The 19,650-nt window shown below is 69.2% G+C and carries 16 protein-coding genes; 11 read left to right on the top strand and 5 right to left on the bottom strand.

Going from position 1 to position 19,650, the window contains the following annotated elements; translation table 11 throughout:
• Positions 1–3: 3 nt before the first annotated feature.
• A complete protein-coding gene (locus H7F38_RS22535; protein ID WP_187091856.1) occupies positions 4–1,098 on the bottom strand; it encodes a substrate-binding domain-containing protein in 1,095 nt (364 codons plus the stop codon).
• A gap of 222 nt (positions 1,099–1,320) precedes the next feature.
• Here H7F38_RS22535 and H7F38_RS22530 point away from each other — a divergent pair, with 222 nt between their 5' ends.
• The 4 genes from H7F38_RS22530 (at position 1,321) to ahcY (ending at position 6,254) form a co-directional block, all read left to right on the top strand.
• Entirely contained in the window at positions 1,321–2,598 is a 1,278-nt protein-coding gene (locus H7F38_RS22530) for an MFS transporter (protein WP_187091855.1), read from the top strand.
• A gap of 164 nt (positions 2,599–2,762) precedes the next feature.
• Positions 2,763–3,329 carry a SigE family RNA polymerase sigma factor gene (locus H7F38_RS22525; RefSeq protein WP_187091854.1) on the top strand — a complete coding sequence of 189 codons (567 nt, stop codon included), beginning with the start codon at positions 2,763–2,765 and terminating at the stop codon, positions 3,327–3,329.
• Complete coding sequence (locus tag H7F38_RS22520; protein ID WP_187091853.1) at positions 3,326–4,582, top strand: hypothetical protein; 1,257 nt, start codon at positions 3,326–3,328, stop codon at positions 4,580–4,582. The genes H7F38_RS22525 and H7F38_RS22520 overlap by 4 nt, the downstream gene beginning before the upstream one ends.
• A 178-nt stretch (positions 4,583–4,760) precedes the next feature.
• Complete coding sequence (gene ahcY / locus H7F38_RS22515) at positions 4,761–6,254, top strand: adenosylhomocysteinase (protein ID WP_187091852.1); 1,494 nt, start codon at positions 4,761–4,763, stop codon at positions 6,252–6,254.
• A gap of 238 nt (positions 6,255–6,492) precedes the next feature.
• On the opposite strand, the gene H7F38_RS22510 is transcribed toward ahcY, so the two are convergent.
• Complete coding sequence (locus H7F38_RS22510; protein WP_187091851.1) at positions 6,493–6,867, bottom strand: FKBP-type peptidyl-prolyl cis-trans isomerase; 375 nt, start codon at positions 6,865–6,867, stop codon at positions 6,493–6,495.
• A gap of 102 nt (positions 6,868–6,969) precedes the next feature.
• Between H7F38_RS22510 and H7F38_RS22505 the strand changes: the two genes are divergently transcribed.
• A complete protein-coding gene (locus H7F38_RS22505; RefSeq protein ID WP_187091850.1) occupies positions 6,970–7,611 on the top strand; it encodes a dTMP kinase in 642 nt (213 codons plus the stop codon).
• Between the two features lie 12 nt (positions 7,612–7,623).
• On the opposite strand, the gene H7F38_RS22500 is transcribed toward H7F38_RS22505, so the two are convergent.
• Positions 7,624–8,526, bottom strand: a complete 903-nt coding sequence (locus H7F38_RS22500; protein WP_187091849.1) for a hypothetical protein — start codon at positions 8,524–8,526, stop codon at positions 7,624–7,626.
• Positions 8,527–8,643: 117 nt separating this feature from the next.
• Here H7F38_RS22500 and mtrA point away from each other — a divergent pair, with 117 nt between their 5' ends.
• The 6 genes from mtrA to secA all read left to right on the top strand — a co-directional run bounded on the left by mtrA (position 8,644) and on the right by secA (position 18,075).
• Entirely contained in the window at positions 8,644–9,321 is a 678-nt protein-coding gene (gene mtrA, locus H7F38_RS22495) for an MtrAB system response regulator MtrA (RefSeq protein ID WP_187091848.1), read from the top strand.
• The gene (gene mtrB / locus H7F38_RS22490; protein ID WP_255498128.1) at positions 9,318–11,066 is read left to right on the top strand and encodes an MtrAB system histidine kinase MtrB; all 1,749 of its coding nucleotides are present in this window, start codon (positions 9,318–9,320) and stop codon (positions 11,064–11,066) included. Before mtrA ends, mtrB begins: the two co-directional genes overlap by 4 nt.
• A complete protein-coding gene (locus tag H7F38_RS22485) occupies positions 11,063–13,000 on the top strand; it encodes an LpqB family beta-propeller domain-containing protein (RefSeq protein ID WP_187091847.1) in 1,938 nt (645 codons plus the stop codon). Before mtrB ends, H7F38_RS22485 begins: the two co-directional genes overlap by 4 nt.
• A 118-nt stretch (positions 13,001–13,118) precedes the next feature.
• Positions 13,119–13,847, top strand: coding sequence for a ComF family protein (locus H7F38_RS22480; protein ID WP_222618268.1), 729 nt, complete (start codon positions 13,119–13,121; stop codon positions 13,845–13,847).
• A 220-nt stretch (positions 13,848–14,067) separates the two neighbouring features.
• Entirely contained in the window at positions 14,068–14,682 is a 615-nt protein-coding gene (gene hpf / locus H7F38_RS22475) for a ribosome hibernation-promoting factor, HPF/YfiA family (RefSeq protein ID WP_187091846.1), read from the top strand.
• Between the two features lie 405 nt (positions 14,683–15,087).
• A complete protein-coding gene (secA, locus tag H7F38_RS22470) occupies positions 15,088–18,075 on the top strand; it encodes a preprotein translocase subunit SecA (protein WP_187091845.1) in 2,988 nt (995 codons plus the stop codon).
• Here secA and H7F38_RS22465 read toward each other — a convergent pair whose 3' ends face one another.
• Together H7F38_RS22465 and H7F38_RS22460 are read right to left on the bottom strand one after the other, a co-directional pair.
• The gene (locus H7F38_RS22465) at positions 18,076–18,687 is read right to left on the bottom strand and encodes an Rv3235 family protein (protein ID WP_187091844.1); all 612 of its coding nucleotides are present in this window, start codon (positions 18,685–18,687) and stop codon (positions 18,076–18,078) included.
• Complete coding sequence (locus tag H7F38_RS22460) at positions 18,684–19,625, bottom strand: LysM peptidoglycan-binding domain-containing protein (RefSeq protein ID WP_187091843.1); 942 nt, start codon at positions 19,623–19,625, stop codon at positions 18,684–18,686. The genes H7F38_RS22465 and H7F38_RS22460 overlap by 4 nt, the downstream gene beginning before the upstream one ends.
• Positions 19,626–19,650 lie beyond the last annotated feature (25 nt).

Raw genomic sequence — 19,650 nt, 5'->3', positions numbered from 1 at the left:
GGGTCAGACCCGGGAACTCGTGGCTGGGGGACCGGTGGTGTTGCCGAGGTGGAACTCGCTGGTGAAGCAGGCGGCTGCGGGATGCCCGTCGGTCAGCATGTCCAGCACCATCCGACCGGCCCTTGCGCCCTGCTCCGCGGCCGGCTGGACCATCGTCGTCAGGTCGTGGGAGATGACGTTGTCCAGGCGGATGCCGTCGAACCCGACCACGCTCACGTCCCCGGGGACCTGCAGCCCCAGTTCCTGGGCGGCCTGGATCACGCCGGCGGCGAGCAGGTCGCTCTGCGCGATGATCGCGGTCGGCCGGTCGGGCCGGCGCAGGAGGGAGCGGCCGGCCAGCAGCCCCTCGTCGACGAGGGAGCCGCCCGCTACCACCACCGACAGATCCGGAAACACCTCCCGGGCACCGGCCAGCCGGTCGATCGGCGTCGAGATGTTGGCGGTGGATTCCCACTCGGGAGTCAGCGGACCCCGCCCGCGGCTCGCTTCCAGCGGCAGCGCCACCACGCTCACCCGGACGTGGCCCAGATCTTGCAGATGACGGGCCAGGGTCACCGTCGCCGCCCGATCGTCCAACGTCACCGACAGGACGTCGGCGAACGGGGTGTTGCCCAGCGCCACGATCGGGATGGAACGCCGGCGCGTCACCTCGATCGAACGGCTGACGTGCGGACTGCACCCCATCAGGACGACGGCGTCCATGGTGGCCGACTCCAACGTGTTCGTGCCCTCGCCGACATCCGGGACCAGCAGCAGGGAATGGCCGGAGGCCGCCAGCTCCTGGGCGATACCGTCCAGGAAGGCGATCTTCACCGGATCCCGGAACGCCTGCAGCACAGTCTCTTCCAGCACTGCGGCAATGATGCCGGACCGGCCCTGCCGCAACGACCGTGCCCGCGGGTCCGGTCCCGCGTAGCGCAGTTGTTCGGCGGCGGCCAGGACCCGCTCCCGGGTCTGCGGCGACACCGGGCCGGAGCCGCTGAAGGCCAGGGAAGCGGTGGAGACCGACACGCCCGCCAGGGCGGCCACCGCGGCCAGGGTCGGCCGCTTGTCGGCGACCGGACGGTCGGCAGCGGTCGCCACGACCTGCTCCGTCATCGCACCCACCCCTTTCTGTCCATCGCCGAGGCGGCGCCGTCCCATCGCGTCGACGGCTCGGAAGTGATCGGCCGGATCCGCCGTCCGAGTGGGGTTGACCCCGCCGGATGCGCTCGCTACCTTAGTCGCATCACGTCGATCGAATCGTTTCGACCCTGCTCAGCGAAAGCCTGACGACGTTCTTCGTGCCTTCGACGGCATCAACCGCACCAGGAAAGTGACATGACCTACGTTGCCGGGCCGGCCACCACCGGAGTGCTCACCCGCGAGCAGATCGTCGGATGGCGCAACGCGGTGTTCGCGATCTTCGGACTCTGCGGAATCGGTCTGTCGAGCTGGGTGTCCCGAACCCCTTCGGTCCGCGACTCGCTGCATGCGAGCACCAGCGAGATGGGGTGGATCGTCTTCGGGCTGGCGGCCGGTTCCATTGCCGGCCTGATCCTCTCGAGCCATGTCCTCGTGCATTTCGGCTCGGTCAGGACGATCGCCGGTGCGATGGTCGGCAGCGCCATCGGACTCGCGATCGCCGGTCTCGGAGCAACCCTGTTCGCAGCGCCTCTGCCGGTCGTCGCCGGGTTGGCGATCTTCGGGGCCGGTGTCGGCATGTGCGACGTCTCGATGAACGTGGAGGGCGCGGCCAACGAGAGGGTCCTCGGGCGAACGGTGATGCCGTTGTTCCACGCCGCCTTCAGCGTCGGAACGGTCGCGGGGGCCGCGCTGGGGGCACTGGCCGAACTCGCGCACCTCCCGATCGCCGCGCACCTGGGCGTCATCTCCGTCGTGATGGTCGTCGGGGTCATGTTCGCGGTGCGCAAGCTGCCGCCGCACCCCGACGCGCCCACCGCGGCACCCGGCGGAGGGCGGCCGGCGGGCTGGCGAAGCCGTCTGCTCATCTGGCGGGAGCGCCGCACCATCCTGATCGGCCTCATCGTGCTGGGAATGGCCTTCGCCGAGGGATCCGCGAACGACTGGCTCGCGCTGGCCATGGTCGACGGACACCACGTCAGCAACGCCGCCGGTGCTTTCGTCTTCGGTATCTTCGTGGCGGCGATGACGGTGGGCCGCATCGCCGGCGTGTTCCTGCTGGACCGGTTCGGTCGGGTGCCCGTGCTCCGGGCGTCGGCGCTGCTGGCTGCCGGTGGGTTGCTGGTGGTCATCTTCGTGCCGAGCGCCCTGGTCGCGGGCGTCGGGGTGGTGCTGTGGGGACTCGGTGCGGCCCTGGGCTTCCCGGTCGGGATGTCGGCAGCGGCCGACGATCCTGCGGTCGCTGCGGCCAGGGTCAGCGCGGTCGCCACGATCGGGTACTTCGCGTTCCTGGTCGGTCCCCCGTCCATCGGCCTGCTCGGTGGCCACATCGGCCTGCTGCACGCTCTGCTGCTGGTCCTGATCCTGGTCGGCCTGGCCGGTCTGACCTCCGGTGCCGCGCGGGAGCCGGCCGCTGCGGTTGCTGCATCCGCTGCGGCCGCTGCGGCCGCTGCGGTCGCTCCGGTCGCCGACTGATCCGGGTGGCGCCTCCCGGTGCGCCAGTGGTGCCAGGTGCGCCGGTGGCGATCGGGTGAATCCGGAAATTTGATCCTCCGGACGATGCAGGATCCCGCCCAGCGGAGTTACGTCATCAACCGCCGCTGTACGAGGTGGCTCCGGTGGTCGGTCGAGGGGAATCGATGACGTTCGAGGAGTTTCTGTCGGGGGAGCTCGACTCCCTGCGTCGGTACGCACGTCTCCTGACGGGGAATCGGGATGCCGCCCACGACGTGTTGGCGGACGCGCTGATCAAGGCCCACCTGCGGTGGAACAAGATCGGCCGGATGGAGTTCCCCGGGGCCTACGTCCGGTCGATGGTGACCAACGGCTTCCTGTCGGAACGGCGCAGTTGGAGTCGTCGATTCATCACTGCGACGCGGACCGGCGACCTTCCGGAGACCGCGGGCCCGTCCGTGGGCGGGGCAGTCGACGACCGCGATCAGCTCGAACAGATGTTGCTCGGCCTTCCGGAGCAACAGCGGGCGGCCATCGTCCTGCGCTACTACCTCGATCTCCCGGACGACCGCATCGCGGCCGAGTTGCGCTGCTCCTCCGGTGCGGTCCGCAGCTACGTCTCCCGTGGTCTCAGTGCCATCCGCGAGCGCGAAACTCCGCCAGGCCAGGTGCACGGGAACGAGCTGTCCCCGGACCCCGGCAACTTTCGCCCCGGCAACTTTCGCCCCGACAAGGTCGGAGAAACCCGATGAACGACCAGGACGTGCAACTGCACGATCGCCTCGCCGCGATCTCCGACGACGCGCCGACCGCAGCCGCGGTGCTCCGGACCGTGCAGGGTGGTTACCGGCGTCAACTGCGCCGAAGGCGTTGGTATGCAACCGGTTCAGTCGTGGCGGCCGTCCTGTTGGTCGCCAGCGCAGCCACCCTGCTCGGAGCGCCGACCAACTCGACACCCGTCGGGGTGTCGAGGGCGAACCTGACGGCGACGCTGGGCCCCCGGAGCTCCGCCACCTCGATCGTCCCGTCCTCGGATCCGGCTCTGGCGGGACTGGGCGACCTCGCCGTGAGATCACCTGTCGCGGTGCCAGGGACCTGGACGTCGTTCGACCAGGACGGACCCCAGGTGGAGAGCAGCCCTTCGTCGCTGCAGGTCGGTTGGGACGAGCATGCGCCCATCAGCACCGATCCGGCGGACCCGGCCACCGCCGTCGTCGGTCGCTACCGGGGCTATTGGATCACCACGGCGGAGCCGCCGCTCGACGTCGGCTCGCGGTTCGACACCATCCACCTGAACAGCCGAAACATCACCATCAACGGTCATGGGGCCCGGTTGGTGACCGTGCCCGAGGTGTCGCTCCACGATCATTCGATCCCTACTGACCCGCGGATCATCTGGCAACTGGGCGACGGGCACTGGATCAGCGTCTACAGCGGGGGGGTCGCGGACCCTGACCTGGCCGGCTTCGCGTCTGCGATCCGAGAGGTCCCGACCGTCCTTCCTCCCGACATCTGGATCGGTCTGACGCCGAAGGGCTACACCGCTGCCAGTTCGACGAGCTCGACCTCTGTCTCCCAGATGGGTGGGCCACGACTCTCGCTCTGCCGGAGTACGACGGCATCGGGGGCGACGCCGTTGGCCGGCAACGGCGACTGTCTCGACGTCCACGCCACCGTCGCCGGCGGAGGGTTCGTGCAGAGTTTGGTGATGGGCTCGGAGACGAACGCGCAGTTTGCCGCGGATAGCAGATCCATCGACGTCGGCGGGGTGCACATCATGGTCAATGCCAGGAAGCAGGTCGCATGGACGAGGTGGGGGAAAGCGACGATCGTCGTACAGGCACCTTCCGGTGACGTCCTGTCCGTCGGCACCCTGGCCACGCTGGCCGCATCGGTGCAGCTCTCGCCCACGCTGCAGGTCAGGAATCGGCCTGATGCTCTCGTCGAGAGCTCGCTCGCCTATGAGTCGACCCATCGTCCCGGTGCGGGTCCGACCACGGGATGAGATCCGGCACGATCGGTGTGCTCTGGCCTTGATCGGTCCCGTAGCAGCTACCCTGGTGTCGACATGCACGCCCGTGGCAAGACGACTCCGGGCGTCCGGTGCAGGGCTGCCGCCCGAGTCCGGCCGTGGAGCGCTACGGCTGACGTGGCGCAGATGACCTGCTCGAGGAGCAAACTCAATGACAGCAACACTGTCCGATCCGGGCCTCACCGCCGACCGCATCGGCGGACTTGATTTCAAGGTCGCCGATCTCGGCCTGGCCGAGTACGGCCGCAAGGAGATCACCCTGGCCGAGCACGAGATGCCCGGCCTGATGACCCTGCGGCGTGAGTACGCCGAGGTGCAGCCGCTCAAGGGTGCGCGCATCGCCGGCTCGCTGCACATGACCGTCCAGACCGCCGTGCTGATCGAGACCCTCGTCTCGCTCGGCGCCAGTGTGCGCTGGGTGTCCTGCAACATCTTCTCCACCCAGGACCACGCTGCAGCGGCCACCGTCGTCGGCCCCTACGGCACTGAAGAAGAGCCGAAGGGTGTCTCGGTCTACGCCTGGAAGGGCGAGACCCTGCCCGAGTACTGGTGGTGCACCGATCAGATGCTGCGCTGGCCCTCGGTCGAAGGCAAGCCCGTCGGCCCGAACATGATCCTGGACGACGGCGGCGACGTCACCATGCTGATCCACAAGGGCGTCCAGTACGAGAAGGCCGGCGTCGTCCCGCCGACCGACGAGTCCGACTCCGAGGAGTACGGCGTCATCCTCGATCTGCTGCGCGCCTCGCTGGCCACCGATCCGGGCTACTTCACCGCGGTCGGCCCGCAGATCCTGGGCGTCACCGAGGAGACCACCACCGGCGTGCTGCGCCTCTACCAACTGGCGGCCGCGGGCGAGCTGCTGTTCCCGGCCATCAACGTGAACGACTCGGTGACCAAGAGCAAGTTCGACAACAAGTACGGCTGCCGCCACTCCCTGATCGACGGGATCAACCGCGCCACCGACGTCCTCATCGGCGGCAAGGTCGCCCTCGTCGCCGGCTACGGAGACGTCGGCAAGGGTTGCGCCGAGTCGCTGCGCGGCCAGGGCGCCCGTGTCGTCATCGCCGAGATCGACCCGATCTGTGCCCTCCAGGCGCTGATGGACGGTTACGAGGTCGCCACCATCGACGACGCCATCGGTCGCGCCGACTTCGTGATCACCACGACGGGCAACAAGAACATCATCAGCACCGCCCACATGCAGGCGATGAAGCACCAGGCCGTCCTCGGCAACATCGGTCACTTCGACAACGAGATCGACATGGCCGGACTGGCCCGGATCCCCGGCATCAACCGGACCGAGATCAAGCCGCAGGTCCATCTCTGGAGCTTCCCGTCCGGCAAGACCATCCTGGTGCTGTCCGAGGGCCGCCTGCTGAACCTGGGCAACGCCACCGGTCACCCGTCGTTCGTCATGTCGGCGTCGTTCGCCAACCAGACGATCGCGCAGATCGAGCTGTTCACCAAGCGCAACGAGTACGACCTCGAGGTCTACCGCCTCCCGAAGCATCTGGACGAGAAGGTCGCCCTGATCCACGTTCTCGCCCTCGGCGGCGAGATGACCAAGCTCACCAAGGAGCAGGCGGAGTACATCGGCGTCGACGTCGAGGGACCGTACAAGGCGGATCACTACCGCTACTGATCAGCCTGCCCTGACACAGAGGATCGACCTACCCGGATCCAGATGACAGAAGCCCCGCGAAGCTCGATGCTTCGCGGGGCTTCGTCGTGGGCGGGTCCCGGGTTCCGCATGGATCAACATCGTTGGCATGGATCAAAGTGGCCGATTTGGGACTGGAGTGACAGGAGTCATCACTTTCGCCCATGCCTACGAAGTTGATCCACGCCACCGGGACCCCAGCCACCGGGATCAGGGGCGGCTAGGCGACGGCGAGCAGATCGATGATGAAGATCAGGGTCTGGCCGGAGAGCCGGTGCCCGGAGCCGGCCGCACCGTAGGCGAGGTGCGGCGGGATGACGAGCTCGCGGCGGCCGCCGACCTTCATCCCGGGGATGCCGTCCTGCCAGCCCTGGATCAGGCCGCGGAGCGGGAACTCGATGGACTCGCCACGGTTCCACGAAGAGTCGAACTCGTCGCCGGTGGCGAATTCGACGCCGAGGTAGTGCACGGTGACCTTCGCGCCCGGTACGGCTTCCGCCCCGGTCCCGACGGTGATGTCGCGGATGACCAACTCGGCGGGCGGTTCGCCGGTGGGGAAGTCGACCTCGGGCTTGCTGGCTGATGGATTCGTCATGCCGACCATCCAACCATCGGTGCGGCCGGGTGGTGGAATCGAGCCGACCCGACCGCCGGATGACGACCAGACCCCCCTACGGCTGACGATAGGGTTCAGCGCGTGGGCCGACTGATCGTGATCGAGGGACTGGACGGTTCGGGGAAGCAGACACTGACCGGGACCCTGGCCGGGCAGGCGCGGGCGGCCGGGCTGGCCATCGCGACGATGGCCTTCCCCCGGTACGGCGTCGACGTCCACGCCGACCTGGTGCAGGATGCGCTCTACGGCCGACTCGGCGACCTGTCGGACTCCGTGTACGGCCCCGCCCTGCTGTTCGCGCTCGACAGACGTGCTGCGGCGCAGGAGATCCGGGACCTCCTCGAGCAGCACGACCTGGTGCTGCTGGACCGCTACGTCAGCTCCAACGCCGCGTACGGCGCGGCCCGACTCGGCGCTCCCGAGGTCGACACCGGATTTCCGGAGTGGGTACGCGACCTGGAGATCGGGCGGTTCGACCTGCCCATCCCGGACCGTCAGGTGCTGCTGGCCACTCCTCAGGAGGTGGCGGCGCAACGGGCCAGGGGGCGGGCCGATGCGGACGGCACCCGCGCGCTGGACCGGTTCGAGGCGGACGCCGGGCTGCAGGCACGGACCGGGGCGATGTACCGGAGGTTCGCCGCCGAGCACTACCTCTCGCCGTGGACGGTCCTGACGCCCGGCGAAGGCCCCCCGATCGACCTGCTGGAGGAGCTGACGAGCTGAACCCCGCCCAGCTCAGCTGAACGGCGACGGACTGGCCGCGGCCAGGAGAGCCCCGGCCAGGCCCTCGCGCCGGATCCGGATGTCGATGTAGAGCATCGCGACCACACTGGCGCTCCACGCGGTCGTGAAGGCTCCGACCAGCAGGGACACCACCGAGGTGGCCAATAGGTGGGTGGTCCCGTTCGAGGTGCCGACCAGGCTGCCGACCACCGAGGAGACCACCAGGCTGATTCCGCCGGCGATCAGTCCGGTCAGGATGCCGACGCCGAAAAGTCGTCCCCTGAACCCCTTGCTGACCACGGCCGCCCGCCGGAGCGTGTCCCGCAGCGAGGAACCCTCCATGGCTGCCACCGGACCGGCCGGCATCAGGATCAGGTACGCCATCACGCCCGGGACCACGAGCAGGAGGGAACCGATGCCGACGGCCAGTCCGACCACGACCCCGGTGCCCAGCAGCACCGGCCACCGCCCGCGCAACCTGGCGAGGCCGGCGTTGTTGTGGCTCACCCTCGACGTCGCACCCAGCGCCGCGAACGGAGTCGCGACCGCAGCCAGGATGGGGGCGCCGATCAGCGAGACGAGCGTGCTCAGGCCGACGGCCGGCAGGAAGTCCGTGTAGAGCCTGCGCAGGATGTCGTTGAGCTCGGCCGGCGTCGCTCCCGCCGGAACGGCGGTGAGCTGCCCGGAGGCGTAGTCGCCCAGGGCTCCGTTCGACGCCAGGATGGAGAACTGCACCCCCAGGCCCACCGCCGAGATGACGAACGCCAGCGGCGCCAGCACCAGGAGATGCCGCACCGCGACGCGGGCAGCGGCACCGAAGATCTCGCCGATGGCCAGCGGTCGCAGCGGGTACATGCCGGGTTGCGGAGCGCTCTGGGACGGATCGTTGGACATCGGGTACGGCGGGATGGTCACCGGGTCATCCTTCCACGGAGCCCGTCGCGGCTCGTCGCGCACGCCCCACGCGCACGGCCGGGCGCCATCGGGTGGCACCTGCACCCATCAGGTCCGATGGGGTGACACCATGGGGGCATGAAAGCGCGCGTTCTGGTGGTCGACGACGACCCAGCCCTGGCCGAGATGCTGACCATCGTGCTGCGTGGGGAGGGCTTCGACACCGCCGTGGTCCGCGACGGCGCCAAAGCGCTGGAGGTCTTCCGCGAGACCCACCCCGACCTGGTGCTGCTGGACCTGATGCTGCCGGGCACGTCCGGGCTGGACGTCTGCAAGGAGATCCGGGCCGAATCCGGCATCCCGATCATCATGCTGACGGCCAAGACGGACACCGTCGATGTGGTGCTGGGCCTCGAATCCGGAGCCGACGACTACGTCATGAAGCCGTTCAAGCCCAAGGAGCTGACCGCCCGGATCCGGGCCAGGCTCCGGCACGCCGACATCGGCACCGCCGAGCGGCTACGGGTGGCCGACATCGAGATCGACGTGCTCGGACACCAGGTGACCAGGGACAACGAGCCCATCCCGCTGACACCGCTGGAATTCGACCTGCTGGTCGCGCTGGCCCGCAAGCCGCGTCAGGTGTTCACCCGGGAGGTGCTGCTGGAGCAGGTCTGGGGCTACCGCCACGCCGCCGACACCCGGCTGGTCAACGTCCACGTCCAGCGACTGCGCAGCAAGATCGAGAAGGACCCGGAGCGACCGGAGGTCGTCGTCACGGTCCGAGGAGTGGGCTACAAGGCCGGCATCGCGTGACCGGAAGTCCATCGCCGGCGACGACGATGGCCGGGCGGCGGGCTCCCGCACCGCGGTCGCGGGGCTCGAGATTCCGTGCTGCCCTGTCCTTCTGGGGCCGATCGCTGCTGCTCCGGGTGATCGTGCTGACCCTCTTCTTCTCGACGCTGGCGATGTTCGGGGTCGGCGTCATCCTGCAGCAGCAGATCACCAAGGGCCTGCTCACCTCCCGGCTGAACGTGGCCATCGCCGAGGTCGAGAAGGCCGCCCAGACGGTGGAGTCGGATCTGCAGGGCGCAGACGCCGATCCCACCTCGCTCAAGTCGGCGCTGGCCCTGACCCTGCAGAAGCTCGGGAACCCGGCCCTGGCCACCGATTCCAACGCCCAGGGCAGCAACACGGGAGCCTTCGACCCGGTGATCGTGCCGACCGACCCGACCCTCGCGCAGGGTTTCGTCGGCGACGTGCCGAGCGCGCTCAGTGCCCGCGTCTCGGCCGGTTACATCGCCTCCCAGTACACGACGGTGAAGCGGGAGGGGGTCAACGTGCCCGCGCTCGTCGTCGGCTCGCCCGCGTCGACCAGCACGGACACCTTCTCGGTCTTCCTGATCTTCCCCCTGACGGCCGATCGGACCACCGCCGCCGTCGTGCAGAACACCCTGTTGCTCGGCGGCGCGGGTCTGGCGTTCGCACTGACCGTCATCGCCGTGCTGGTCGCGCTGCAGGTGGTCCGCCCCGTCCGCCGCGCGGCAGCGGTCGCCCAGCGGCTCGCCGCCGGCGATCTGGCCGAGCGGATGCCCGTCAGAGGTCCGATCGAGCTGACCACCCTGGCCCGGTCCTTCAACGGGATGGCCGACGCCATCCGCGCCCAGATCCGGCAGCTCGAGGAATTCGGGAACCTTCAGCGCCGCTTCACCTCCGACGTCTCGCACGAGCTCCGGACCCCGGTCACCACCGTCCGGATGGCGGCCGACCTGCTCTACGACAGCCGCGAGGACCTCCCGCCCCACCTCGGCCGGTCCACCGAGTTGTTGGTCAACGAGCTCGACAGGTTCGAGACCCTGCTCGCCGACCTGCTCGAGATCAGCCGCTATGACGCGGGAATGGCCGAGCTGGCCCCCGAGCGCGTCGACATCCGAGGGATCATCGCCTCCTGCGTCAGGGCCTCGGAACCACTGCTGGCGAAAGCCGGGACGAAGATCGTGTCGAACGTGCCGGACCATCCCGTGCTGGCCGAGATCGACAGCCGCCGGGTGGAGAGGATCCTGCGCAACCTGCTGAACAACGCGATCGACCACGCCGATGGCAGCGTGATCGACGTGGAGCTGGCCAGCGACGAGAAGGTACTGGCCATCACCGTCACCGATCACGGCGTGGGGTTGAAGCCAGGCGAGGCCGGGCTGGTCTTCAACCGGTTCTGGCGGGCGGATCCGTCCCGCCAGCGCCAGACCGGCGGGACCGGGCTGGGTCTGGCCATCTCGCTGGAGGACGCACGTCTGCACGGCGGTTGGCTGCAGGCTTCCGGCGCACCCGGAAAGGGAGCACGCTTCCGGCTGACGCTCCCGCTGGTGACCGACACCCTGGTGGGCTCCTCGCCGCTGTCGCTGCGCATCGGTGGCGACGAGGTCGACGAACCGTCCGACGGTGCACCTGACCCGCTGGACACCCGGGACTGGAGCCACCACGGGCTGGCCGGGGCCCTGCCGGCCGGGGCCGTCATCGCCTGGCCGGGACTTTCCGACTCGAGGGAGGGCGACCACCGATGACACGTCCCGGCCCCCGACTTCTCATTCGCCTGCTCGCCCCGCTGCTGCTGCTGACGGTGGTGACGGCCTGTTCGGGCATCCCGGGTTCCGGCCCGGTCGTGGACGTCAGGAACGTGGCCGACCAGGCCGGCCAGAGTGGGCCGGACGCACCACCCACCCCGGTGGCCGGGCAGCGTCCGGTGCTGATCGTCCGGGCGTTCGTCGACGCCTCCGCCCGCATCTCGCTGACCACCGACTCCTACTCGATCCCGCGGGCCTACCTCACCAGCGGTGCGCAGAAGAGCTGGCAGCAGCCCAACCGACCGGCCGGTGTGCAGATCCTGTCCGGTGACCTCCGGGTGGAACCCAGCCTGACGGATCCGGCCACGGTGACGGTGAGCGCCACCTCCGAGGGCTCGCTGAGCACCGATCAGGCCTATCACTCCGGCAACGGCGCGACCTACCGGGTGACGGTCCACCTCCTGCAGGACAAAGGACAATGGCGGATCTCAGACCCGCCGCCGGAACTGCTGATCCTGGCGGGCGATTTCAACCGGGTCTTCTCCCCGCGGACGTTGTACTTCCTGGACGCCAGCCACACGGTGGTCGTCCCTGACCGCCGTTATCTGATCAAGACGAGCACGCCCAGCAAGAGACTGGCCACGCTGATCAACCTGCTGCTGGCCGGGCCGGCCGGCGTGCTCAGGGGAGCGGCCCAGTCCGAGCTGAAGGGAGGCACGCTGCGCACCAACGTCACCACCGACCCGAACGGACTGGTGACCAGGGTCGATCTGCTGGGGATCGACCTGGCGACCCCGGCGGACAAGACCGCGCTGGCGGCCCAGATCGTCTGGAGCCTGTATCCCGATGCGGTCCAGGTGGCGATCAGCGTGGACGGCGCCCCGCTGGACAAGTCCCAGGCGAGCTATACGTTCGCGGCGTTCGAGTCGTTCAGCCCCGATCGGGTCCCGGGGACCGGTTCGGTCGCCTCCGACCCCTACTACGTCGACGGCAACGGTTTCATCGTCGATCTGCGGACCATGACGCCGTTGTCCGGTCCGCTGGGCACCGGGTCGGCCCACGTCGTCTCGGCCGCCATGTCCGCCGCCACCGGCACCCTGGCCGCGGTGTCCGGCGTGGCCGGCGGTCAGGCGCTGCTGATCGGTCAGCCGGCCGCCCTGTCGGCCCCGCAGTCCGCGCTCAAGGCCCGGACGTTGACGCCGCCAAGTTTCACCCGCACCGGCAACGAGGCCTGGGTGGTCCAGAACGGCGCCACCAATCCGGAGATCTATCGCGTCTCGACCAGTCCGTCGTCCACCGTCACGACGATCGCCAGCCGTGCCAAGGTGACCGCGGGTCAGTTGAACGGACTCGGTGCGGTGACCGGTCTGACCCTGTCCCCGGACGGGGTGCGGGTGGCCATCGTCGCCGGCGGTCGCCTCTACCTGGGCGCGATCGCCGTGCCGGTGGCCGCGAAGGCGGGGTCGACCAACTCCGCGGCACCGGAGACGCCCGACAGCCTGACGGTGATCAATCTCGAACAGGTGCGAGGTGAACTCGACGACGTCGGGCCGGTGGCCTTCGGCAGTGCCAACGAACTGCTCGTGGTGGCCAAGAACCCGTCGGTGAGCTTCGGCGCGTACCGCGCGATCACCGAGATGAACGTCGACGGCTCGGACGCAGTGCCGGTGACCACCACCCAACTGCCGGGCGACATCCAGGCCATGGCCGTCTCGACCGTCGACCCGGCCGCCGTCCAGTCGACCTCCAACACGGGGACGGTGAACGGTTCCGGGACCGCGGCGACCTCGTCGGTCTACATCATCTGGGGATCACCGGGTCAGCCCGGCGACATCTGGGAGCTCAAGGGTTCCCTCGACGGCGGGCAGTGGGTCTCGGCCTCCACCGACGCCGCCGCCCGGCTCACCGGCATCAATCTGCTGTTCCCGGGCTGACCCCCGCCGCGATGCGCCGGTCGGTTGTCCACTACCTCTGGTTGTCCACCTACCTCTGGTTGTCCACACCCGGGCACAGGTCGCTGCGCGCCGGCCCGGCTCCGGCCACACTGGGGCGATGGTCGACCCGCAGAGATCCGGCCGTGGGCCGCTCGGCGTGCTGCTGGACCTCGTCCTGCCGCGGCCCTGCCCCGGATGCGGCGGCCCGGAGCCCTGGTGCTCCGGGTGCGCGGCCACGCTGTCCCCCCGCGCCCGCCAGGTGGCGCTGCCGGAGGTCACCCTTGACACGGCCGCGGATGTCGCGCTCCCGGTGGTCCGGGCGCTGGCCCGGTATGCCGGTCCGGTGCGGGCCGCGATCCTGGCCGGCAAGGAACGAGGTCGCTCCGACCTGCCGCCGCTGCTGGGACTGGCGGTCGGGACGGCGCTGATCCGGTTGCGCCGCATCGCCCTCGTCCCGGACGAGGTCTGGATCGTGCCGGCACCGAGCCGCCGCGCCGCCGCCCGCCGTCGCGGAGGGGATCCGGTGACGGCCATGGCGAGCGCCGCCGCCAGGACGATGGCCGCGGCCGGCATCGTCGCCGGTGTCGCTCCGTGCCTCTACACACAGGGCCGGGCCAGGGACTCCGTCGGGCTGGACGCGGCCGCCCGGACCGCCAACCTGGCCGGCCGGATCCGGTTCCGGCGCAGCGGAGCGCCGCCGGACGGGGTGGCCGTGGTGCTCCTTGACGACGTGTTGACCACCGGGTCGACCGTGGTGGCCGCCGTCCGCGCACTGTCGGTAGCCGGCATCGACGTCATCTGTGGGCTCGCGGTGGCCACGGCAGCGCCGTGGCGCGCAGACAGGTGACCCCGCCGGGTCACCCAAGGACCCCCTGCGACGGCCTTTCGCTCCGGTAAACAACAGATGACTCATTGGTGTTGCCCACCTTGCGTTCCGGCGTCGTCACGGTAGGTTCAAGTCATCCCGGGCGATCCCGGATCCACAGGCGAAGAGGTCGCCCGGGCCACCAAGCAGTGAAGCTGGCGCGCCCGGTGGACTCCGGCCGCCACGATCGCCGGGAGGACACGTGGATATCGTCGTCAAAGGCCGCAATGTGGAGGTTCCGGAGCACTTCCGGACACATGTGGCGGACAAACTGGCCCGCAGTGAACGGTACGACCCGAAGATCATCCGGGTCGATGTCGAGCTGTCGCACGAATCCAATCGCAGGCTCTCCAAGACCTGCCAGCGGGTGCAGATCACCCTGGCCAGCCGCGGCCCCGCCGTCCGGGCCGAAGCAAGTGCCGAGACCTTCTACAGCGCGCTCGACGCCGCCGTGGTGAAGCTCGAATCCCGGCTGCGACGTTCGGCGGACATCCGCCATCACAAGCAACACGCCCGCACCCCGATCTCCGTGGTGGCCGGCCCCGGCGGTGGCCTGATCGAGGACGCGCCGCCGGAATCGTCGGAGGACCTCGACCGCTGGCAGGACGACCAGCTCGGCGACACGTCGGACGGCGGTCCGGGCCGGGTCGTCAGGATCAAGGACCACCCCGCCGAGCCCATCACCGTCGACCAGGCGCTGTTCCAGATGGAACTCGTCGGGCACGATTTCTACCTCTTCAAGGATGCCGACTCCGGGCTCTGCTCGGTCGTCTACCGGCGCAAGGGCTTCGACTACGGGCTGCTGCGCCTGACCTGACCCCGCCCGGACCGCCCCCGGCCGCGCTGATCAACTTCCTTCTGCGCGCTGATCAACTTCGCCCGCGCTCACCAACGTCGAGCTCTTGTGACGCACGGGACGCGAGTCGACCCGATGATGAGCGCCGCCGAAGTTGATCAGCGCGGGGAGGGGTGCCACGGATTTCGGTGGTGCACAGTCGGCTCTCCACCGGTCGCGCGCGCCCGGACCACCGGTCGCGCGGCCCGGATGGACCCGGCGGGTACGCCGAGAGCTGATCGTGTTCCCATGCGATCGAGACCATGACGGAGCGTCCCAGCGCTTACAATTGGAGCGCCGGGGGTAACAAGAGTCCCCGGAGGTAACCGGCTGCGTGCAGGTGGCGCGGCGGTTGCGGCAGGTGAGAAATCGACCGAGGGTGACCACGTGGTTCTGTCCCGACTGCTCCGCGCCGGCGAGGCGAAGACGATCAAACGTCTGCGCGCCATCGCCGACCGCATCAACGACATCGAGTCCGACTACACGGGCCTGACCGACGCGGAGTTGCGCGAGTACACCGATTCGTTCAAGGCCAGACTCGCCGACGGCGAGACGACCGACGACATCCTGCCGGAGGCCTTCGCCGTCGTCAGGGAGGCCGCCAAGCGCACTCTGGGGCAGCGGCACTTCGACGTCCAGCTGATGGGCGGTGCGGCTCTGCACCTGGGCAACATCGCCGAGATGAAGACCGGTGAGGGCAAGACCCTGGTCTCCACCCTGCCGGTGTACCTCAACGCGCTCGAGGGTCGCGGTGTCCATGTCGTGACCACCAACGACTACCTCGCCCAGCGCGACAGCGAGTGGATGGGCCGGGTGCACCGCTTCCTCGGCCTCGAGGTGGGCGTCATCCTCTCTCAGCAGACGCCGGACGTGCGCAAGGCGCAATACGCCGCGGACATCACCTACGGCACCAACAACGAGTTCGGGTTCGACTACCTCCGCGACAACATGGCCTGGCAGAAGGACGACCTGGTGCAGCGCGGTCACTACTTCGCCGTAGTCGACGAGGTCGACTCGATCCTGATCGACGAGGCCAGGACGCCGTTGATCATCTCCGGTCCGGCGGACCAGTCGTCCAAGTGGTACTCGGAATTCGCCCGCCTGGTGCCCCGGCTCCACAAGGGCGCCGAAGGCGGCGGCGACGGCGACTACGAGGTCGACGAGTCCAAGCGCACCGTCGGTGTCACCGAGGAGGGTGTGGCCAAGGTCGAACAGGCCCTGGGCATCGACAACCTCTACGAGTCCGTCAACACGCCGCTGGTCGGGTTCCTGAACAACGCCCTCAAGGCCAAGGAGCTCTACAAGAAGGACCGCGACTACATCGTGGTCAGCGGCGAGGTGCTGATCGTCGACGAGTTCACCGGGCGGGTGCTGCACGGCCGCCGGTACAACGAGGGAATGCACCAGGCGATCGAGGCCAAGGAAGGCGTCGAGATCAAGGCCGAGAACCAGACGCTGGCCACCATCACGCTGCAGAACTACTTCCGGCTCTACGAGCGGCTCTCCGGGATGACCGGGACCGCCCAGACCGAGGCGGCCGAGCTCAGCTCCACCTACAAGCTCGGTGTGGTCCCGATTCCGTCGAACAAGCCGGTTCGCCGCGCCGACGAGGGCGACCTGATCTACAAGGCGGAGGACGCCAAGTTCGACGCGGTCGTCGGCGACATCGCAGAGCGTCACGAGAAGGGTCAGCCGGTGCTGGTCGGCACGGCGTCGGTGGAGAAGTCGGAGCTGCTCAGCAAGCTGCTGCTGCGCGCCGGCGTTCCCCACGAGGTGCTCAACGCCAAGAACCACGCCCGTGAGGCGGCCATCATCGCGCAGGCCGGCCGGGCCGGTGCGGTCACCGTCGCCACCAACATGGCCGGCCGTGGCACCGACATCGTGCTCGGCGGCAACCCGGACTTCACCGCCGACCTCGACCTGCGGGACAAGGGGTTGAGCCCGGCCGAGACCCCCGAGGAATACGAGGCGGCCTGGCCGGAGGCGCTTGAGGCGGCCGCGAAGAAGACCAAGACCGAGGCCGAGAGGGTTCGCAGCGCAGGCGGTCTGTACGTGCTGGGCACGGAACGGCACGAGTCGCGTCGCATCGACAACCAGCTGCGAGGTCGGGCCGGTCGTCAGGGCGACCCCGGCGAATCGCGCTTCTACCTCTCGCTCGGTGACGATTTGATGCGCCGGGTCGGCGGTGGCACCGTCGAGATGCTGATGACCAGGCTGCGGATGCCGGACGACATGCCGATCGAGCACAAGTTCGTGTCCAAGGCGATCAGGAGTGCGCAGACCCAGGTCGAGCAGCAGAACTTCGAGATCCGCAAGAACGTCCTGAAGTACGACGAGGTGATGAACAAGCAGCGCACCGTCATCTACGAGGAGCGCAAGCGGGTCCTCGACGGCGAGGACCTGCACGTCCAGGTGCAGAACATGATCACCGACGTGGTGACCGCCTACATCGAGGGCGCCTCGTCGCAGGGCTACGCCGAGGACTGGGACACCGACACGCTCTGGGCTGCGCTCAAGACGCTGTACCCGATCAGCCTGACGCCGGCCAAGGTCAGCGAGGAACACGGCGACCTGACCAGGGACTCCCTGCTGCAGGCCGTGCTGGCGGACGCTCGCAGGGCCTGGCAGGACCGCGAGGACGCTCTGACCCCGGAGATCACCCGCGAGCTGGAGCGGCGCGTCGTGCTGTCCGTCCTGGATCGCAAGTGGCGCGAGCACCTCTACGAGATGGACTACCTCAAAGAGGGCATCGGGCTGCGCGCCATGGCGCAGCGGGATCCGCTGATCGAGTACCAGCGCGAGGGCTTCGACATGTTCAACGCGATGCTCGACTCGCTCAAAGAGGAGTCGGTGGGCTTCCTCTACAACCTGCAGGTCCAGATCGTCCCGGCCGAGGGCGCCGACGGTGCCGTCGACGAGGGTGGCGCCGGAGTGATCGATGCCGGCCCCGACAACAGCGGGCCGACGGGTTCCGACGGGGCCGCGGCACCGGGGGTCGCTCCGTCTGCGAATGGCAATGGCAACGGGAACGGCAGGTCGGGATTGGCCGCGCCCAAGCCGGTCGGCGGAAAGCAGGCCGGGAACGTCCGGACCCGGGTGCGCCCGGTACAGCCGCTGCCCAGCCAGCAGGCACCCGCTCCGATCGTCAAGGACACCGATGGTGCGCCCGCCGCGCTCAAGGCCAAGGGTCTGACCCGTCCGACGGCCACACCGGTGCTGAGCTACTCCGGCCCCGCCGACGACGGGGGTGTCGAGACGAGCGGATCGACCCCCCAGTCCGACGGCGTCGGTACCGCGCAGTCCCGGAACGCGCCGTGCGCCTGTGGTTCGGGGAAGAAGTACAAGCAGTGCCACGGTCGCCCCGGCGCCGTCTGATCAGGCGGTCTGCAGGGCGGTGACCCGCCACCGCCCGTCCACACCCTGGATCCGGAACGCGACGGCCCTGACCCGGTCGCCGCGTCGGAAGACGGCGCTGACCTCGGCCACGCCGTCGGCCGGCTCGCACACCCGAACGGTCAGCAGGTGGCTCAGGCCGCCGGTGGAGATCGGCCGGCCCTGAAGTCCTGCGAAAACCTCTGGTGCGCAGTGCATCCTGAGTTGCGGCAGCGGTCGTTGGCCGGACAGCACCTCCACCAGGGCTCGGGCCAGCAGTTGCCCGGAGCGCTGGGCTGCCGGTAGCTCGGCGGTCGCGGTGCGCCGGACTCCGATGTCGGCATCCTGCGACCAACCGGGGACCTCGGCGTCGAGGATCTTGTCGGGCGCGATGGGTCTCGGCTTCGCCTTCACGCCCTGACGGAGCTGTTGGATGCGACTCGTGGCCGATCGCTCGTCGTCGAACGGCGGTTCGCAGTCCGGAACTGCGGCCAGGTACGGACGACGGACCTTCGGCCGCCGCTTCACCGGCCGGCGTTCCACCGGTTGGCGCGCCGCGGACGTGGGCGCCGCGGACCTGGGGGCGGTGCCGTCTGAAATCAGGTCGGACGTCATGATCGGTGACCCGTTTCTAGGTGGGGGGGCTGCAGGATCTGCCCGGGGAGGATGAGGTTCGGGTCCGGCCCGATGACGGACGCATTGGCGGAAAACCATTGCTGCCAGGCTTTTTCGATCCGCGCACTGCTGGCGTCCGCGGGAAGGTGGTGCGCCGCGATGGACCAGAGCGAGTCGCCGCGGAGGACGACCACCGGGGTCGCCGCGGCAGGCCAGTCGATGTCGACCGGGGCCTTCGGTGCTGCCGTTCGGGCCGCAGTGCCGGAGGGCGCCGGCCAGTCGATGTCGAACCCGCCCGCCTCCGAGCCGCCCGCTGGATCCACCAGGTTCGACCCGAGTTGGACCGCCGACCCCTCGACGGAGGTCCAACCCGACGCCTGATCCGGCACGCCCGGCAACCGGCCCGTCTCGAGATCGGTGATTCGTCCGATGCTCGAGGCAACGCCGTCCGGTGGCACGTTCCCCGGTACCGACGCTGCCGCTGCGGTACCGGTTCCACCGGCGGCAAGACCGGTGACGATCGATGCCCCGACCGCGCCGAGTACCAGGTGGCGGGCCACCCCGGGGGCGATCTGACCCAACAGCGCCCGTCCGCGCCGTCCGGCCCCCCCGGGAATCCGGCCGATCACCGCGACGAGAGCGACTGCCGATCCCCAGAGCAGCAGGGACCACACGGCCAGGGCGGCCACCAGGAGCAACCCCGAACTGCCGACCGACAGGGCGTCGGCCGCACGTGCCGATCCCGGTCCCCAGCCGCTCAACGTGTCGATGCAGTCCGACGGACTCGGTAGCAGAAGGGCCAATGACGTCAGCGCGCCAAGGGCGGTGACGAGCTGCCGCCAGGCGGTCGAGGCGGTGACCGCCGGAACGGGGGTCGGGGCCGGACCGGCATCGTGGTCTGCGGACCACGTTCGACACCGTTTGATGACATTTGGCATGTAATAGAGTCAAACAGCATCAAAT

Origin of the sequence: Nakamurella sp. PAMC28650, assembly GCF_014303395.1 — a bacterium.
Classification (GTDB): domain Bacteria; phylum Actinomycetota; class Actinomycetes; order Mycobacteriales; family Nakamurellaceae; genus Nakamurella.
This window is presented reverse-complemented; position numbering and strand designations above follow the sequence as displayed.

Bases quoted from the DNA above. Each gene is read 5' to 3' on its own strand.
- H7F38_RS22510 (WP_187091851.1), bottom strand. From the start codon at position 6,867: ATGACGAATCCATCAGCCAGCAAGCCCGAGGTCGACTTCCCCACCGGC.
- H7F38_RS22535 (WP_187091856.1), bottom strand. From the start codon at position 1,098: ATGACGGAGCAGGTCGTGGCGACCGCTGCCGACCGTCCGGTCGCCGAC.
- H7F38_RS22530 (WP_187091855.1), top strand. From the start codon at position 1,321: ATGACCTACGTTGCCGGGCCGGCCACCACCGGAGTGCTCACCCGCGAG.
- H7F38_RS22520 (WP_187091853.1), top strand. From the start codon at position 3,326: ATGAACGACCAGGACGTGCAACTGCACGATCGCCTCGCCGCGATCTCC.
- H7F38_RS22525 (WP_187091854.1), top strand. From the start codon at position 2,763: ATGACGTTCGAGGAGTTTCTGTCGGGGGAGCTCGACTCCCTGCGTCGG.
- H7F38_RS22465 (WP_187091844.1), bottom strand. From the start codon at position 18,687: ATGACGTCCGACCTGATTTCAGACGGCACCGCCCCCAGGTCCGCGGCG.
- mtrA (WP_187091848.1), top strand. From the start codon at position 8,644: ATGAAAGCGCGCGTTCTGGTGGTCGACGACGACCCAGCCCTGGCCGAG.
- H7F38_RS22485 (WP_187091847.1), top strand. From the start codon at position 11,063: ATGACACGTCCCGGCCCCCGACTTCTCATTCGCCTGCTCGCCCCGCTG.
- H7F38_RS22460 (WP_187091843.1), bottom strand. From the start codon at position 19,625: ATGCCAAATGTCATCAAACGGTGTCGAACGTGGTCCGCAGACCACGAT.
- H7F38_RS22480 (WP_222618268.1), top strand. From the start codon at position 13,119: ATGGTCGACCCGCAGAGATCCGGCCGTGGGCCGCTCGGCGTGCTGCTG.
- ahcY (WP_187091852.1), top strand. From the start codon at position 4,761: ATGACAGCAACACTGTCCGATCCGGGCCTCACCGCCGACCGCATCGGC.